The sequence below is a fragment of the Enterobacter sp. kpr-6 genome, from assembly GCF_900116015.1.
In the GTDB taxonomy this organism is placed as follows: domain Bacteria; phylum Pseudomonadota; class Gammaproteobacteria; order Enterobacterales; family Enterobacteriaceae; genus Enterobacter_D.
Window position 1 is genome coordinate 20,471 of sequence record NZ_FOYH01000003.1, and the last position, 16,787, is coordinate 37,257.

13 protein-coding genes are annotated in these 16,787 nt (G+C 55.3%); 7 read left to right on the top strand and 6 right to left on the bottom strand.

The annotated features are described in order from the left end of the window. Window positions 1–10 precede the first annotated feature (10 nt). Window positions 11–223, bottom strand: a complete 213-nt coding sequence (locus tag BM373_RS09095) for a KTSC domain-containing protein (RefSeq protein ID WP_090461119.1) — start codon at window positions 221–223, stop codon at window positions 11–13. A 159-nt stretch (window positions 224–382) separates the two neighbouring features. Continuing rightward, window positions 383–3,907 (bottom strand): pyruvate:ferredoxin (flavodoxin) oxidoreductase, encoded by a 3,525-nt coding sequence (gene nifJ, locus BM373_RS09100; RefSeq protein ID WP_090461120.1) that lies wholly within the window; start codon window positions 3,905–3,907, stop codon window positions 383–385. Between the two features lie 303 nt (window positions 3,908–4,210). On the opposite strand from nifJ, the gene BM373_RS09105 reads away from it, so the two are divergent. After that, on the top strand, window positions 4,211–4,531 hold the full coding sequence (locus BM373_RS09105) for an energy transducer TonB (protein WP_090461121.1): 321 nt from the start codon (window positions 4,211–4,213) through the stop codon (window positions 4,529–4,531). A 122-nt stretch (window positions 4,532–4,653) separates the two neighbouring features. Here BM373_RS09105 and BM373_RS09110 read toward each other — a convergent pair whose 3' ends face one another. Then, entirely contained in the window at window positions 4,654–5,007 is a 354-nt protein-coding gene (locus BM373_RS09110; RefSeq protein ID WP_256214614.1) for an anti-adapter protein iraM, read from the bottom strand. Window positions 5,008–5,330: 323 nt separating this feature from the next. Here BM373_RS09110 and zinT point away from each other — a divergent pair, with 323 nt between their 5' ends. Together zinT and BM373_RS09120 are read left to right on the top strand one after the other, a co-directional pair. After that, window positions 5,331–5,981 carry a metal-binding protein ZinT gene (zinT, locus tag BM373_RS09115; protein WP_090461122.1) on the top strand — a complete coding sequence of 217 codons (651 nt, stop codon included), beginning with the start codon at window positions 5,331–5,333 and terminating at the stop codon, window positions 5,979–5,981. Window positions 5,982–6,151: 170 nt separating this feature from the next. Beyond that, window positions 6,152–6,418 (top strand): putative hemolysin, encoded by a 267-nt coding sequence (locus tag BM373_RS09120; protein ID WP_090461123.1) that lies wholly within the window; start codon window positions 6,152–6,154, stop codon window positions 6,416–6,418. Between the two features lie 8 nt (window positions 6,419–6,426). Here the strand turns inward: BM373_RS09120 and hslJ are convergent, their stop codons facing one another. Next, a complete protein-coding gene (gene hslJ / locus BM373_RS09125; protein ID WP_090461124.1) occupies window positions 6,427–6,849 on the bottom strand; it encodes a heat shock protein HslJ in 423 nt (140 codons plus the stop codon). Between the two features lie 86 nt (window positions 6,850–6,935). Next, the gene (locus tag BM373_RS09130) at window positions 6,936–7,925 is read right to left on the bottom strand and encodes a 2-hydroxyacid dehydrogenase (RefSeq protein WP_090461125.1); all 990 of its coding nucleotides are present in this window, start codon (window positions 7,923–7,925) and stop codon (window positions 6,936–6,938) included. Between the two features lie 209 nt (window positions 7,926–8,134). On the opposite strand from BM373_RS09130, the gene BM373_RS09135 reads away from it, so the two are divergent. The 3 genes from BM373_RS09135 to BM373_RS09145 all read left to right on the top strand — a co-directional run bounded on the left by BM373_RS09135 (window position 8,135) and on the right by BM373_RS09145 (window position 11,974). After that, window positions 8,135–10,774, top strand: coding sequence for a YdbH family protein (locus BM373_RS09135; protein WP_090461126.1), 2,640 nt, complete (start codon window positions 8,135–8,137; stop codon window positions 10,772–10,774). Beyond that, window positions 10,771–10,953: a YnbE family lipoprotein gene (locus BM373_RS09140; RefSeq protein WP_090461127.1), complete on the top strand. Its 183-nt coding sequence runs from the start codon at window positions 10,771–10,773 to the stop codon at window positions 10,951–10,953. Before BM373_RS09135 ends, BM373_RS09140 begins: the two co-directional genes overlap by 4 nt. 154 nt (window positions 10,954–11,107) lie before the next feature. After that, on the top strand, window positions 11,108–11,974 hold the full coding sequence (locus BM373_RS09145; RefSeq protein WP_090461128.1) for an aldo/keto reductase family oxidoreductase: 867 nt from the start codon (window positions 11,108–11,110) through the stop codon (window positions 11,972–11,974). 50 nt (window positions 11,975–12,024) lie between these two features. Here the strand turns inward: BM373_RS09145 and azoR are convergent, their stop codons facing one another. After that, on the bottom strand, window positions 12,025–12,630 hold the full coding sequence (gene azoR, locus BM373_RS09150; protein WP_090461129.1) for an FMN-dependent NADH-azoreductase: 606 nt from the start codon (window positions 12,628–12,630) through the stop codon (window positions 12,025–12,027). A gap of 202 nt (window positions 12,631–12,832) precedes the next feature. Between azoR and hrpA the strand changes: the two genes are divergently transcribed. Next, complete coding sequence (hrpA, locus tag BM373_RS09155) at window positions 12,833–16,735, top strand: ATP-dependent RNA helicase HrpA (RefSeq protein WP_090461130.1); 3,903 nt, start codon at window positions 12,833–12,835, stop codon at window positions 16,733–16,735. Window positions 16,736–16,787 lie beyond the last annotated feature (52 nt).

Below are 16,787 nucleotides of genomic sequence, written 5' to 3' on the forward strand. Positions count from 1 at the left end.
GCGTTAACGCTCAGGCAATGCGGTGCTCCGGGTATTTGCCTTTCACCACGCCGTCGTAAAAGCGGCCTTTGGACACCACGGTCAGGAAGACGTTAAAAATACGCGACGGTACGCCGTGATATTGATAGACGCTGCGATTATGAAAGCGCACTTCGAGCGTGCGGGTGCTTTCTTCATAACCCACAGAGGCGATTCGGGATGAGGTAACAGGATGATGACGCACGCAGGATCCTTCTGTTCGGTATCACGCAAGGTTATCATTTAACGGGTGAATACCATCACCCCTTTTTAGCCATGAAGTGGCAATAAGCCATATAAAAAAAGAATAACAGCCGCATGCGTCTGATGCCCGGTGATGTTCACCGGGCATCGTGACGGTTAACTACTCCGTAGAGCTTTTTTCCGCTTTTCCGGCAAGCTGCGCCAGGAAGTCATAGCGTTTTTGCAGATCCGCCGTGGCATCTTTCCATAGCTGCTCCGCAACCTCCGGCTGCTGGGCGTTCAGACGGCGGAAACGCTGCTCTTTCATTAATGTGTCGGCCAGCGCATCGGACGGCGGACGCGAATCCAGCGCCAGCGGCACTTTTCCTTCATCCGCGCGGCGTGGATCGAAGCGATACAGCGGCCAGAAGCCGGTCGCCGTCAACTGACGCATCTGATCATGACTCAGCGCCAGATCGTAGCCGTGTTCCTCGCACGGGCTGTAAGCGATGATCAGCGAGGGGCCGGGGTAGGCTTCCGCTTCCTGAATCGCTTTCACGGTCTGGTTAAGCTGCGCACCCAGCGAAATCTGCGCCACATACACATGACCGTACATCATCATGCTGACGCCAAGATCCTTACGCGCCTTGCGTTTTCCGTGCTCGCCAAATTTTGTCACCGCGCCGAGCGGCGTGGCTTTTGAGGCCTGGCCGCCGGTGTTGGAGTAGCACTGCGTATCCAGCACCAGAATATTGACGTTTTCCGTCAGGCTCAGGACATGATCCAGGCCGCCGAAGCCGATGTCATACGCCCAGCCATCGCCGCCGATAAGCCAGATGGATTTGTCCACCAGCGCGTCGGCATCGGTCAGTAACTCCTGCGCACCTTCAACCTCCGCCAGGTGCTGACGCAGCGCGCTCACCTGGTCACGGCGGACTTCCGGCGTGGCGTCGGCGTGCAGCGCCGTGTTAAGTTCCGCCGGAATATGCTCCGCGAAGGCATCAAGCAGACGCATCACGCGCTGGCGGTGCTGATCGACGGTCAGGCGGAAGCCCAGGCCAAATTCGGCGTTATCTTCAAACAGGGAATTTGCCCACGCCGGGCCGCGCCCGTTGGCATCGGTGGTGTAGGGCGTGGACGGCAGGTTGCCGCCGTAAATCGATGAACAGCCGGTCGCATTGGCAATCAGCATCCGGTCGCCGTAAAGCTGCGTTAACAGTTTGATGTACGGCGTTTCGCCGCAGCCGGAGCACGCGCCGGAGTATTCAAACAGCGGGGTGATGAGCTGCGAGGTGCGAATGTCGATGCGCTCCAGGCTGCTGCGGTCGATTTCCGGCAGGTTCAGGAAGGCATCGTAATTCACTTTCTCTTCTTCAACATGCTCAAGGCGCGACATCATATTGATGGCCTTGATCTCCGGGTTCTGGCGATCTTTAGCCGGGCAAACTTCGACGCACAAATTACAGCCGGTGCAGTCTTCCGGGGCGACCTGAAGCACATATTTTTGCCCGCGCATATCGCGGGATTTCACATCCAGCGATTGCAGGGAGGCGGGCGCGTTTTCCAGCGCGTCCGGCTGTACCACTTTGGCGCGGATCGCCGAATGTGGACAGGCGGCGACGCAGTGGTTGCACTGGGTACAAATCTCCGGCTTCCAGATCGGAATGGCTTCGGCGATGTTACGTTTTTCCCAGCGCGTGGTGCCGACCGGCCAGGTGCCGTCCGAGGGCAGGGCAGAGACAGGCAGCGCATCGCCAAGACCTGCCAGCATCGCTGCAGTCACGGTTTTAACGAAATCGGGCGCAGCATCGGACACCACCGGCGGGCGGTTCGGACTGGTGGCATTGATCTCTTCCCGCGGTACTTCAAACAGCGATTCACGGGCCAGGGCCAGCGCCTGCCAGTTACGTTCCACCAGTTCCGTGCCTTTACTGCTGTAGCTTTTGGCAATCGCGCCCTGCAATTCAATCAGCGCGCTGTCGCCCGGCAGAATTTGCGTGAGATGGAAAAACGCCATCTGCATTACGGTATTGATACGCGCCGCAAGGCCGCATTCACGGGCGATTTTCGCCGCGTTGATCACGTAAAGCCGCGCATTTTTCTGATTCAGCGTCGCCTGCACTTCCTGCGGCAGCCGCGACCATACTTCGTCGGGCGCATAAGGCGTATTGAGCAGGAAAATACCGCCGGGTTTCAGGCGCTCGGCCATCGGGTATTTATCGATAAACTGAAGCTGGTGGCAGCCGACAAAATCCGCCTGCGAAATCAGGTAAGCGGAATTGATTGGCTGCTCGCTGACGCGCAGATGGGAAACCGTCAGGCCGCCCGCTTTTTTCGAGTCATAGACAAAATAGCCCTGCGCGTACCACGGCGTGGAGTTGCCGATAATCTTGATGTTGTTTTTGGTCGCCGAGACGCTGCCATCACTGCCGAGGCCGTAAAACAGCGCTTCCAGTTTCGCTCTCGACGGCAGGGTATTTTCCGGTAGCGGCAACGACAGATTAGTTACGTCATCGTAAATGCCGACGGTAAAGCGCGGTTTGGGCTTCGCCTCGCGCAGATCGTTAAACACCGCCAGCACGCACTCCGGGCCAAACTCTTTCGACGACAGCCCGTAGCGCCCGCCCGTCACACGCGGCAGGGCATCGCGTTCGCCATTGTTGAAGGCTTCTGCCAGTGCGGTCATCACGTCGAGATAGAGCGGCTCCGCCAGCGCGCCCGGCTCTTTGGTGCGATCCAGCACGGCAATATTGCGCGCGCTGTGCGGCAACACCGCCAGCAGATGCTGCGCCGAGAACGGGCGATACAGACGCACTTTCAGCACGCCGACCTTTTCGCCCCGCGTCAGTAATTCATCCACCACTTCTTCGCAGGTCCCGATGGCGGAACCCATCAGCACGATCACCCGTTCCGCCTGCGGATGGCCGTAATATTCAAACGGCTTATAGGATCGCCCGGTGGCGGCGGCAAAATCATCCATCGCCTGTTCGACGTGGTCATACACGGCGTCGTACCAGGGATTGGTGGCTTCGCGCGACTGGAAGTAGGTGTCCGGGTTGGCGGAGGTACCCCGAATCACCGGGTGTTCAGGATTGAGCGCCCGCGCGCGGTGAGCGGTAATGTCATCCTGCGGCATCAGGCTGCGCAGCGTGTCGTCCGACAGCGGGGTGATCTTATTAATTTCGTGTGAGGTGCGAAAACCGTCGAAAAAATGGATAAACGGCACGCGGCTTTTTAGCGTCGCAATATGGGAAATCAGGGCGAAATCCTGCGCTTCCTGCACGCTACTGGCGCACAGCATGGCGCAACCGGTCTGGCGAATGGCCATGACATCGGAGTGATCGCCAAAAATAGACAGTGCGTGCGTCGCCACGGTGCGGGCGGCGACGTGCAGTACAAACGGCGTCAGTTGACCGGCCAGTTTGTACAGCGTCGGGATCATCAGAAGCAGACCCTGCGACGAGGTAAATGATGTGGACAGCGCCCCGGTTTGCAACGCGCCGTGAACAGCGGCAATCGCGCCCGCTTCAGACTGCATCTCCACCACGCGAGGCGTGTCACCCCAGATATTTTTCACGCCGTTCCCGGCCCAGGCATCGGCCTGCTCAGCCATCGTGGAACTGGGCGTGATGGGGTAGATAGCGATGACTTCACTGGCGCGAAACGCCACTGAAGCGACTGCACCGTTACCGTCAATTGTGATCATAGGCTTGCTCTCATTGCTTAACTGTAAGATTGAAAAGTCGTTATGCGCTAATGGCGACGTTTCCGTTCAGTTCTTTCTTATTCGGCCTTATTTCAGTATAGACAGCACAGGCCCATGAGTTTTTGATCTGCGGATATACCACCCGTCACTTGTGGCGCACGATGACAAAAAGATACTGTAAAAAAACGCGTGGCATTTTCCCGGAAGTAGCACTTTCTTAAGCGTGATAAAGAACCTTGCTGTTAATCAATATGATTCAGAATGCCTCTGCCTTATTATGTAAAAAAAACAGAAGGAATAATCATGTTGATGAAAAATATAGCGCTCCTGATAAGCGGACTTGTTTTGACTGGAACGGTTGCGGCAGAGGAAGCAGCAAATTCAGATAAGCCGGTAGTGATAAGTTGTCCTGTGCCGGTAATGCCAGTAAAAGCGTTGGCATTGCGGATTTCAGGTTCAGTTAATTATACCGCGTGGGTAAACGCAAAAGGCGAGGTCTATTCAGTCTCAACGACGGGTGATGAAATTTTCTTTAAAACGACCCAGTCAGCGATAAAAAAATGTCGGTATGAGCCCGGCAAGCCTGGAGTCGTCAGGAAGACAGTCACATTTAAGGTCAATTAAGGACGTTAAACAGGGTCGCAAAGCCCGGCATTACGCTATGAAAGTAAGAGACAGAAGGTTAATGCCGGGCTTGCAGGTCGTACAAAATAGAGAAAAAAGAACGCTTATGCAGTATCAATTAATTATTGATGTGGCAGCATAGCGCCATAAGGGCAGTGTTTAAAAAGGCAGCCTGGTCTTTTTGGACAATGACGTATCATGGGGTAAGTGTTTCCAGGGCAATCCAGATTCTGGGTTAATGAAGCCCATAATGAATGTGAAAAGGAAAAGACGTGCAGCAATTGTAAGTTCCGGGTCTTACCATTAACGATAAGACCAAAAGAGGTGATTGAGAGAGTATTGCCTTTCTGTAAAAAATAATCGCCGCGATACCATAAGATGAGATTTAAATTACGCAGATTAGATGCTATAGCAAAGGCGGTACCCGTTTTCGAGCAAACGACAGCTTGTTTTATAAACCATTCCATATTGACCATGTTCTCCTGAAATATTTACAGCGCTCCTTTTCCCCCGCGACAATCATATCCCCTAAGTTAAATGTGTCTATCAGGATTAACGTTAAATTCTTAAGTTTACAAAAGATAAATTTCTATAATTTTACTTACACAAAATGTATCGCTGATTTAACGGCAACATGTGGCATTTAATAGCAACCTCCAGATAAGATAAGGCTTATATATTATTTGTCTGCGAATTATTCACATTTAAAGATCCCGTTATCTAATGCAAAATCTGCCTTGAAACGTGAAATGTTATACTATAACATCGCGTTTTTCTTGATCTGACTGAGGATCACATTTTGGCTAAGCATTATGGAAAATTAGCATTCGCTCTGGGCGCGATTTTATTGAGTAATCAGGCATTTGCTCATGGTCATCACTCGCACGGTAAACCGCTGAGTGAAATGGAGCAGAAAGCCGCTAACGGCGAGTTTGATAATAAAGATGTCAAAGACAGAAATCTGAGCGACTGGGAAGGGATGTGGCAGTCGGTTTATCCGTTACTGGTTAGCGGCGATCTCGATCCGGTGTTTAAGAAAAAAGCCGAACAGGATAAAAGTAAAACAGCGGCAGAATATAAAGAATATTACCGCAAAGGTTACGCCACTGAAATTGATACCCTGGGCATTGAAAATGGCGTGATGGAATTTCATACCGGCGATAAAGTGAGCTCCTGCAAATATGATTACGCGGGTCATAAAATCCTCACTTATACCTCCGGTAAAAAAGGCGTGCGTTATCTGTTCGAATGTAAGGATGCCAGCAGCAGCGCGCCTAAATATGTGCAGTTCAGCGATCACACCATCGCTCCGCGTAAATCTGCGCACTTCCATATTTTCATGGGCAGCACCTCTCAGGAAGCACTGCTTGAAGAAATGGACAACTGGCCGACTTATTATCCGTACCAGTTAATGAAAGAAGAGGTGGTTGATGAGATGCTGCACCACTGAGTGAGTATCATCATCCGCATCAATACGTTAACCCGCTACGGCGGGTTTTTTTACATAAGTGGTAGCAAAAAAATTCGGTGTCGGTGCATAAAAGCGTGGTTTGTCTCTCGACGGCGGAGGCCGTGCTGCCTATTATGCATAGGTTTTGCTAAACCGAAGGGGGAGAGAAGATGCGTGCAGCGTTTTGGGTAGGGTGTGCAGCGTTATTATTATCAGCCTGTAGCAGCGAGCCGGAGCAGCAGGCAACAGCCGCGCATGTTGCGCCAGGATTACGGGCTGCGATGTCCAGTTCCGGCGAGGCCAATTGCGCAATGATTGGCGGATCGCTCTCCGTCGCACGGCAACTTGATGGCTCGGCAATGGGCATGTGCGCACTGCCCAATGGTAAACGCTGTAGCGAACAATCGCTCGCGGCGGGCAGTTGCGGCACGTACTGATTTACTGATTATTTAGTCGGGTCGGCCTGTTTAAAGATTAACGTCTGTTCTGCTGTGGTCAGCGTTAACTGCGTCTCGGTAAGGTCGGCCTGAGCGCCTTTATTCATCATTTCACTGAATGTGTGATCCAGCATATTACGCTGCGGATCGGCACACATCATGCGCGTCATCACCAGATTTTTAGCGGTCAGCGCGCCATCAGATACTTTTCCCTCACCGGAAAAACGATTACACATGATGCCGGACAGGTGCATCTTCTCACCAAAACTTAACTCCGGTGGATTTTCACCCGGCGTCACCGGCTTGCCATTCACGCTTTCCAGTACAAAACGGTGATGCATCAGTTCATCAGCAGTCACAGAGACTTTGCCGTCACGAGCACAGCCTGCCAGCACCAGGCTGAGTGCGGTTAAGGCGATAAATTTCTTCATAATGATTTCCAAAGTGCCATGACAGTAGGCCCGATTTTATCAGGCCCACTGTGGGTGTCTTGCAGGATATTCTTAAACTAACGGGGTCAGACCAGCGCGTTCGGACAGGCTTCATCGTTTGCCAGCAGACGGAGATTTTCCAGCGTGGTTTCAGAAATACTGATCAGCGCTTCTGCGGTCAGGAACGCCTGATGCCCCGTAAACAGTACGTTATGGCAGGCGGAGAGGCGGCGGAAGATATCATCCTGGATCACATCATTGGATTTATCTTCAAAGAACAGATCGCGCTCATTTTCATACACATCCATACCCAGCGCGCCGATTTTTTGGGTTTTCAGCGCTTCAATGGCCGCCTGAGAATCGACCAGTCCGCCACGGCTGGTGTTGATGATCATCACGCCATCTTTCATCTGCTCAAATGCGGTGCGATTCAGCAGATGGTAGTTATCTTCCGTCAGCGGGCAGTGCAGGGAGATCACATCCGACTGGGCGAACAGGGTCGCCAGGTCAACGTACTCCGCACCCAGATCCAGCGCGGCAGCGCTCGGGTAAGGATCAAACGCCAGCAGGCGCATACCAAACCCTTTCAGAATACGCAGTGCCGCAACGCCAATCTTGCCGGTGCCAATCACGCCTGCGGTTTTACCGTACATGGTAAAGCCCGTCAGACCTTCCAGAGAGAAGTTAGCATCGCGGGTGCGCTGATAAGCGCGGTGAATACGACGGTTCAACGCCATCATCATCCCGACGGCATGTTCTGCCACCGCTTCCGGCGAATAGGCCGGAACGCGCACCACTTTCAGGCCCAGCTCTTTAGCCGCCTCAAGGTCGACGTTATTGAAGCCCGCGCAGCGCAGGGCAATGAACTTCACGCCATGCTTTTTGAGCTCTTCGAGAACCGGACGACTGCCATCGTCGTTCACGAAAATACAGACACCATCGCAGCCGGTAGCGGTTTTGGCTGTTCTTTCAGTTAACAGAAAGTCGAAAAATTCAAGTTCGTAGCCATATCCCTCGTTTACATGCTGCAAATACTTTTTATCGTACTGCTTTGTGCTATAGACCGCGAGTTTCATAAGACTTTCTCCAGTGATTTTAATCTCACGATAACATGATTAAAATAATCATACAATTATTACAAAATAATTGATTAACATAGACATAGCGAATAATTGCGGAACATCTATGCTTAAAATTCGCGCTGACTTCATCAGCGTGCGCATCTGTGTGATAATAATGCTACGGCAAACAATAATTTAACCGTAAATCAGGACATTAACTGCCCATGAAGGGTAAATACAAAGCCGCCATCGCACTTCTTTTACTGATCATTCTGCTGCCATTGATGCTGCTGCTTACCCTCGCGAAATGGGTACCGACGCTTGCAGGGATCTGGCTACCGGCGGGCACCCGTATCGCCTTTGAAGAGAGCCCGCGCTTAACGCGCCATGCGCTGCTTATCCCGGATCTGCGCTACCTGGTCGACGACTGTACGCTGGCGGTGGTGAAAAATGCTGACCTCACGCACCCCAGCCGCTGGCAACTTAATATTAGCTCATTGACACTCAACGCTGACTGCCTGAGCAAACTTCCGCAAAGCGAATCCACCCCTGCTGCCCCGCGCACGCTGGCCCAGTGGCAGGCGATGCTGCCCTTTGCCTGGGTCACGGTGGACACGCTCACCGTCTCACCCTGGCAGACCTGGGCAGGCAAACTCTCCCTCGCCGTGACGCCCGAAAACCAGCAGCTACGCTATCAGGGCGACCGGATTAGCGTACAGGCCCGGATGCACGGCCAGGCGCTGACGGTTGAACAGTTTGAACTGGCGCTGTTTGAAAACCAGCCGCCGCTGAAACTGGCGGGGGAGTTCACGCTGCCGCTGGTGCCCGATGGCCTGCCGGTGAGTGGTCACGCCAGCACCACCCTGAGCGTGGCGCACATCCCGGAACCGCTGGACGCTGAAATAGACTGGCGCGACAGGCAGGGGCAGCTGATTGTCATGGCGCGCGGCCAGCCCGATCCCCTGCTGGATCTGCCGTGGCAGCTCTCCGACGAGCAATTCACTTTAAGCGACGGGCGCTGGAGCTGGCCGTATCAGGGGATGCCGCTCGGAGGCCGTGTGGGAGTGAAGGTCGCCGACTGGAAAAAGGGGCTGGAGCAGGCGCAAATCAGTGGGCGTCTGAACGTGCTCACCCAGGGCGACGCGGGCAAAGGCAACGCCGTACTCACGTTTGGGCCCGGGCGTCTCGGCATGGAAAATAGCGCCATGCCGATGCAGCTTACCGGCGAGGCCAAACAGGGCGATTTGATTCTGTATGCTGTGCTGCCCGCCCAACTGACGGGCAGTCTGAGCGATCCGCTGCTGGCCTTTGCGCCCGGTGCGTTACTGCGTTCGCGGGGCAGAATTATTGTTTCGCTGAATATTGACGAAGTGCGCTGGCCGCTGGCGGGCGTAAAAGTCACCCGTCAGGGCGTGGAAGGGCGGCTACAGGCTATTTTGCGCGCCCATGAAAATCAGTTGGGCGACTTCGTCCTGCACCTTGACGGACGGGCAACGAATTTCCTCCCGGATAAAGGCCTCTGGCAGTGGCGCTACTGGGGCGACGGAAACTTCACCCCGATGCAGGCGCGCTGGGATGTGGCCGGAAAAGGTGAATGGCAGGACAAGCAGATTTTACTCTCCGATCTCTCAACCGGCTTCGACCAGTTGCAGTATGGTGCCATGCGCGTCAGCCAGCCCCGGCTGGTGCTGGATGCACCGATTCGCTGGCTGCGCGACGCGCAAAACCCGCAGTTTAGCGGTTCGCTGGTGCTGGATGCCGGGCAAACAACCTTCAGCGGGGGCGGCGCACTGCCACCTTCGACGCTCAACTTCAGCGTCAAAGGCAGCGATCCGACCCTCTTTCAGTTCAAAGGCGATCTGCATGCCGACGCGATCGGCCCGGTGCGGGTCAATGGTCGCTGGGACGGCGAGCGACTGCGCGGTCAGGCGTGGTGGCCGCCCCAGTCGCTGACCGTGTTTCAGCCGCTCATTCCCCCGGATTCGAAAATAAACCTGCGCGAAGGCAAACTTTACGCGCAGGTCGCTTTTTCCGCCGCGGCCGGGCAGGGATTCGAAGCGGGCGGGCACGGCGTCATCAAAGGCGGCAGTTTATGGATGCCGGACAACCAGCTTAACGGCGTTGATTTTGTGCTGCCGTTCCGCCTGCGCGACGCCACCTGGCAGTTGGGCACGCGCGGGCCGGTTGCGCTGCGCATCGGTGAAATCGTAAACCAGGTGACTTTAACCCACTTCACCGCCGATTTAGAGGGGGCTTACCCCTGGAGCGAAGAGAATCCGCTAACGCTGAGCGATGTCAGCGTGGATGCGCTGGGCGGTAAAATTACGCTGCAACAGCTACGGTTACCACAGCACGATGCGGCGCTGCTACGCCTGCAAAATATCTCCTCAAGCGAGGTGACCACCGCCATTAAGGTCAAACAGCTTGCCATGTCCGGCGCATTTAACGGCGCGTTACCGCTGTGGCTTGATAATGAAAAATGGATCATTAAAGACGGCTGGTTAAATAATCCGGGGCCAATGACGCTGCGCCTGGATAAAGACACCGCCGACGCGTTAGCCAACAATAATATCGCCGCAGGGGCCGCCATCAACTGGTTGCGCTATATGGAGATCACCCGGTCATGGACGAAAATTAATCTGGACAGCCAGGGCTTACTGAACATGCAGGCCGCCATCACCGGCACCAGTCGGTTGAATGGCAAAAGTAACATCGTGAATCTGAACTATAACCACGAAGAGAACGTGTTTGCCCTGTGGGAGAGTTTGCGCTTTGGCGACAATTTACAGTCAAAGCTGGAGCAACATGCGACCGTGCCGATGCCCCACTGTCTGCCTGGCAAGGAATGTGAGGAAAAACAATGAAATCCGTAATCGCCATCATGCTGATCATTGGGCTGTCGGGCTGCACGCCGCGCATAGAAGTGGCGGCACCGAAAGAGCCCATCACCATCAACATGAACGTGAAAATTGAGCACGATATCCACATTAAAGCGGATAAAGAGATTGAAACGCTGCTGCACACTGATGGTGAGTCGCGCTAGTCGTAAGCGAGAACGGTTTTCCGCGCGCCATTATTTATTCCTTCGCTGAAGGTAAAAAACGCTGCCTGCGTTGTGCACAGAATGCCAACTTTTGACCCCACCATCCTTCATATACTGATAAAGCCAAGAAATGACAAAAACCAGAAGGGGAATTATGAACAGCACAGCAAACAATAATACCTTCACCCTCGGCGATCGGGCGGTCAACCGGCTCGGATACGGCGCAATGCAACTGGCCGGACCGGGCGTATTTGGCCCACCGAAAGATCGCCATACGGCCATCAGCGTGTTACGCGAAGCGCTGGCGTTAGGTGTGAATCATATCGATACCAGCGATTTTTACGGTCCGCACGTTACCAACCAGATCATTCGTGAGGCGCTGCATCCTTATGGCGACGATCTGGTCATCGTGACTAAAATCGGCGCGCGTCGCGACGACAAAGGGGCCTGGCTGCCCGCCTTTTCGCCTGCGGAATTAAAACAGGCGGTGCATGACAATCTGCGCAATTTAGGCGTGGATGTGCTGGACGTGGTGAACCTGCGGGTGATGCCGCCGGAAGGGCATGGCCCGGCGGAAGGATCGATTGCGGAAAACTTTAACGTTCTGGTCGATCTGCAAAAGCAGGGGCTGGTTAAGCATCTGGGACTGAGTAATGCCACTGCTGCCCAGGTTGCGGAAGCCCGCGCGATTGCTGAGATCGTCTGCGTACAAAATGAGTACAACATCGCCCATCGCCACGATGATGCGCTGATTGATTCGCTGGCGGCAGACGGGATTGCCTTTGTGCCGTTCTTCCCGCTGGGCGGCTTTACGCCGTTGCAGTCTGAAACGCTCTCGGACGTGGCGCGTAGCCTGAACGCGACGCCGATGCAGGTGGCGCTGGCCTGGCTGCTTCAGCGTTCGCCAAATATCCTGCTGATCCCCGGCACCTCGTCGGTGACGCATCTGCGGGAAAACATGGCGGCAAAAGATCTGGAACTCAGTGAGGATGTGCTGAAGACGCTGGCGAGTATTGGCTGATTTGGCATTGATATGCCCGGCGGTTCGCCACCGGGCATGAATTTTGCGGCTTAGGCTGCAACCACGCTGTCGATCGCGGCTTTAGCGTCGGTCTGCGCTTTGGTCGCCACTTCCGGGCCGTAAGCGATACCTTCAGCAAACACAAAGTTCACGTCGGTAATGCCGATGAAACCCAGGAAAAGTTTCAGGTACGGAGCTACCAGGTCAGACGGGGTATCTTTATGGATACCGCCACGGCTGGACACGACCACCACACGTTTACCGGTCACCAGACCTTCCGGGCCGTTTTCGGTGTAACGGAAGGTCACACCGGCACGCGCAACCAAGTCGAAGTAGTTTTTCAGCTGTGTCGGGATGTTGAAGTTGTACATCGGGGCGTTAATCACGATCACGTCGTGCGCCTTAAGCTCAGCAATCAGTTCGTCAGAAAGCGCCAGGGCTTCCTGCTGACGCGGAGTCAGCGGAGCGTCGGAGGGACGCAGCGCGCCAACCAGTTCACCATCCAGCACCGGAATCGGGTTCGCTGCCAGATCGCGAACGGTGATTTCATCCGCCGGATGTTTTTCACGCCATTGCTCAACGAAATAGTCAGACAGCTGACCCGACTGAGAGTACCCTGCCAGAATGCTGGATTTAAGCACTAATACTTTACTCATGGGTGATTCCTTTAGTTGTTTTTGATGAGGTTAGCCCCCAGTAATGACTGTCACTCTATTCACTTATTTGCTGGATGAATAGCGCAATATATCGAAGCCTATGTTCGAATTTTTTGAACAAGGCACGAAAAGCGGCAATATGGTAATCTACAGCAATCGCTTACGAGACATTTGATCGGCAGTGTACTGCCCCGATAACACTATGACAGAACAGTCCAGATTAACCTTCGCCGCCCTGAATCAACAGCTTGATGGCCTTATGCTGCGCGACCGCGCGCGCTTCGCCCGTCGCCTGCACGGTGTGAAGAAGGTTAAAAATCCTGAAGCACAACAGGCCATCTACCAGGCGATGGCGCAAGAGATAAGCCAGGCGGCAGAGAAAGTCCTGCTGCGCGAGGCATCGCGTCCGACGATTGATTACCCGGAGAACCTCCCGGTCAGCCAGAAGAAGCAGGATATTCTGGAAGCGGTGCGCGATCACCAGGTGGTAATTGTCGCGGGCGAAACCGGCTCCGGTAAAACCACGCAGCTGCCCAAAATCTGCATGGAATTAGGGCGGGGCGTGAAAGGGCTGATTGGTCACACGCAGCCGCGTCGTCTGGCGGCGCGCACCGTGGCGAACCGTATTGCCGAAGAGCTGAAAACCGAACCGGGCGGCTGCATCGGCTATAAAGTCCGTTTCAGCGATCACGTCAGCGACAACACCATGGTCAAGCTGATGACCGACGGTATTCTGCTGGCCGAGATCCAGCAGGACCGGCTGCTGATGCAGTACGACACCATCATCATCGATGAAGCGCACGAACGCAGCCTGAACATCGACTTCCTGCTCGGCTACTTCAAAGAGCTTCTGCCGAAGCGCCCGGATCTGAAAATCATCATCACCTCCGCGACCATCGATCCGGAACGTTTTTCGCGCCATTTCAACAACGCGCCGATTATTGAAGTCTCCGGGCGCACCTACCCGGTGGAAGTCCGCTACCGTCCGATCGTGGAGGAGGCCGACGACACCGAGCGCGACCAGCTTCAGGCGATTTTTGATGCCGTGGACGAACTGGGCCAGGAGAGCGCGGGGGATATCCTGATCTTCCTGAGCGGCGAGCGCGAAATCCGCGACACCGCCGATGCGCTGAACAAACGCGATCTGCGCCACACCGAAGTGCTGCCGCTCTATGCGCGACTGTCGAACAGCGAGCAGAACCGGGTGTTCCAGCCCCACAGCGGGCGGCGCATCGTGCTGGCGACCAACGTGGCGGAAACCTCGCTCACCGTGCCGGGCATCAAATACGTGATCGACCCCGGCACCGCGCGCATCAGCCGCTACAGCTTTCGCACCAAAGTACAGCGCCTGCCGATTGAACCGGTGTCGCAGGCGTCGGCGAATCAGCGTAAAGGTCGCTGCGGGCGTGTCTCCGAAGGGATCTGTATCCGGCTCTATTCGGAAGATGATTTCCTGTCGCGTCCGGAATTTACCGATCCGGAAATCCTGCGTACCAACCTCGCATCGGTTATTTTGCAGATGACCGCACTGGGACTGGGCGACATCGCCGCGTTCCCGTTTGTTGAAGCGCCGGATAAACGTAACATTCAGGACGGTGTACGCCTGCTGGAAGAACTTGGCGCGATCACCACCGACGAGCAGCAAACCGCCTACAAACTGACCCCGCAGGGGCGTCAGCTTTCGCAACTGCCGGTTGACCCGCGCCTGGCGCGGATGGTGCTGGAAGCGCAAAAACTGGGCTGCGTGCGCGAGGCGATGATCATCACCTCGGCGCTGTCGATTCAGGATCCGCGCGAACGACCAATGGACAAACAGCAGGCGTCCGATGAAAAACACCGCCGCTTCCACGATAAAGAGTCCGATTTTCTGGCCTTTGTTAACCTGTGGAATTACCTCGGCGAGCAGCAAAAAGCGCTCTCCTCGAACCAGTTCCGCCGCCTGTGCCGTACCGATTATTTAAACTATTTACGCGTGCGCGAATGGCAGGACATCTACACCCAGTTGCGCCAGGTAGTGAAAGAACTCGGCATTCCGGTGAACAGCGAACCGGCAGAATACCGCGAGATTCATATCGCGCTGCTGACCGGCTTGCTGTCGCATATCGGCATGAAGGATGCCGATAAACAGGAATTTACCGGCGCACGTAACGCCCGTTTCTCCATCTTCCCCGGTTCCGGTTTATTCAAGAAACCGCCGAAGTGGACGATGGTGGCGGAACTGGTGGAAACCAGCCGTCTGTGGGGGCGTATCGCCGCCCGTATCGATCCTGAGTGGGTCGAGCCGGTCGCGCAGCATCTGCTGAAACGGTCATACAGCGAACCGCACTGGGAGCGGGCGCAGGGCGCGGTGATGGCCACCGAAAAAGTCACCGTGTACGGCCTGCCGATTGTCGCCGCCCGCAAAGTGAATTACAGCCAGATTGACCCGGCGCTGTGCCGCGAACTCTTTATCCGTCATGCGCTGGTGGAAGGCGACTGGCAGACGCGTCACGCCTTTTTCCGCGACAACCTCAAACTGCGCGCGGAAGTGGAGGAGTTAGAGCACAAATCGCGCCGCCGCGACATTCTGGTGGACGACGAAACGCTGTTTGAATTTTACGATCAGCGCATCAGCCATAACGTCATTTCCGCCCGCCATTTTGATAGCTGGTGGAAGCAGGCGAGCCGGGAAACGCCGGATCTGCTGAACTTTGAAAAGAACATGCTGATCAAAGAGGGCGCAGAATCGGTCAGTAAGCTCGACTACCCGAACTTCTGGCATCAGGGCAACCTCAAGCTGCGCCTGAGCTACCAGTTTGAGCCGGGCGCAGATGCCGATGGTGTGACGGTGCACATTCCGCTGCCGCTGTTAAACCAGGTCGATGACGCCGGGTTTGAGTGGCAAATTCCGGGCCTGCGCCGGGAGCTGATTATCGCGTTGATCAAATCGCTGCCGAAACCGGTGCGCCGCAACTTTGTGCCTGCGCCGAACTACGCCGAGGCATTCCTGGGGCGCGTCACGCCGCTGGAACTGCCGTTGCTCGACGCGCTGGAGCGCGAACTGCGTCGGATGACCGGGGTAACCGTTGATCGCGAAGCCTGGCAGTGGGAACAGGTGCCCGATCACCTGAAAATCAGCTTCCGCGTGGTGGATGACAAAAACAAGAAACTTCAGGAAGGCCGTGACCTGACAGCGCTGAAAGAAGCGTTAAAAGGCAAAGTGCAGGAGACGCTCTCCGCGGTGGCCGATGACGGCATCGAGCAGAGCGGCCTGCATATCTGGAGTTTTGGCACCCTGGCCGAAAGCTACGAGCAGAAGCGCGGTAACTACAAAGTGAAGGCGTGGCCTGCGCTGGTGGACGAGCGCGACAGCGTGGCGATCAAGCTGTTTGATAATCCGCTGGAGCAGCAACAGCAGATGTGGCGCGGTCTGCGTCGCCTGTTGCTGTTAAACATTCCGTCGCCGATTAAATATTTGCACGAGAAGCTGCCGAACAAAGCCAAGCTGGGGCTGTACTTTAACCCTTACGGCAAAGTGCTGGATCTGATCGACGACTGCATCTCCTGCGGCGTCGACAAGCTGATCTTTGAGGCGGGCGGCCCGGTGTGGACGGAAGAGGGCTATGCCTCGCTGCATGAGAAAGTGCGTGCGGAGCTGAACGATACCGTAGTGGAGATTGCCAAACAGGTCGAGCAGATCCTGACCGCCGTGTTCAACATTAACAAACGGCTGAAAGGGCGCGTGGACATGACCATGGCGCTGGGTCTGTCGGACGTGAAAGCGCAGATGAGCGGGCTGGTGTATCGCGGTTTTGTCACCGGGAATGGCTTTAAACGCCTGGGCGACACGCTGCGTTATCTGAACGCCATTGAACGCCGTCTGGAAAAACTGGCTGTCGATCCCCACCGCGACCGCGCGCAAATGCTGAAGGTTGAAAGCGTACAGCAGGCGTGGCAACAGTGGTTGAACAAACTCCCGCCCGCGCGTCGTGACGACGAGGACGTGAAAGAGATCCGCTGGATGATCGAGGAGTTGCGGGTGAGCTATTTTGCCCAGCAGCTTGGGACGCCGTACCCGATTTCTGATAAGCGGATTTTGCAGGCGATGGAGCAGGTTGCGCAGTAAAAGAGTAGACCCTCACCCTAACCCTCTCCCTCAGGGAGAGGGAACAGCCCGA

Bases quoted from the DNA above. Each gene is read 5' to 3' on its own strand.
- nifJ (WP_090461120.1), bottom strand. From the start codon at position 3,907: ATGATCACAATTGACGGTAACGGTGCAGTCGCTTCAGTGGCGTTTCGC.
- BM373_RS09105 (WP_090461121.1), top strand. From the start codon at position 4,211: ATGTTGATGAAAAATATAGCGCTCCTGATAAGCGGACTTGTTTTGACT.
- BM373_RS09110 (WP_256214614.1), bottom strand. From the start codon at position 5,007: ATGGTCAATATGGAATGGTTTATAAAACAAGCTGTCGTTTGCTCGAAA.
- BM373_RS09120 (WP_090461123.1), top strand. From the start codon at position 6,152: ATGCGTGCAGCGTTTTGGGTAGGGTGTGCAGCGTTATTATTATCAGCC.
- hslJ (WP_090461124.1), bottom strand. From the start codon at position 6,849: ATGAAGAAATTTATCGCCTTAACCGCACTCAGCCTGGTGCTGGCAGGC.
- BM373_RS09130 (WP_090461125.1), bottom strand. From the start codon at position 7,925: ATGAAACTCGCGGTCTATAGCACAAAGCAGTACGATAAAAAGTATTTG.
- BM373_RS09135 (WP_090461126.1), top strand. From the start codon at position 8,135: ATGAAGGGTAAATACAAAGCCGCCATCGCACTTCTTTTACTGATCATT.
- BM373_RS09140 (WP_090461127.1), top strand. From the start codon at position 10,771: ATGAAATCCGTAATCGCCATCATGCTGATCATTGGGCTGTCGGGCTGC.
- BM373_RS09145 (WP_090461128.1), top strand. From the start codon at position 11,108: ATGAACAGCACAGCAAACAATAATACCTTCACCCTCGGCGATCGGGCG.
- azoR (WP_090461129.1), bottom strand. From the start codon at position 12,630: ATGAGTAAAGTATTAGTGCTTAAATCCAGCATTCTGGCAGGGTACTCT.
- hrpA (WP_090461130.1), top strand. From the start codon at position 12,833: ATGACAGAACAGTCCAGATTAACCTTCGCCGCCCTGAATCAACAGCTT.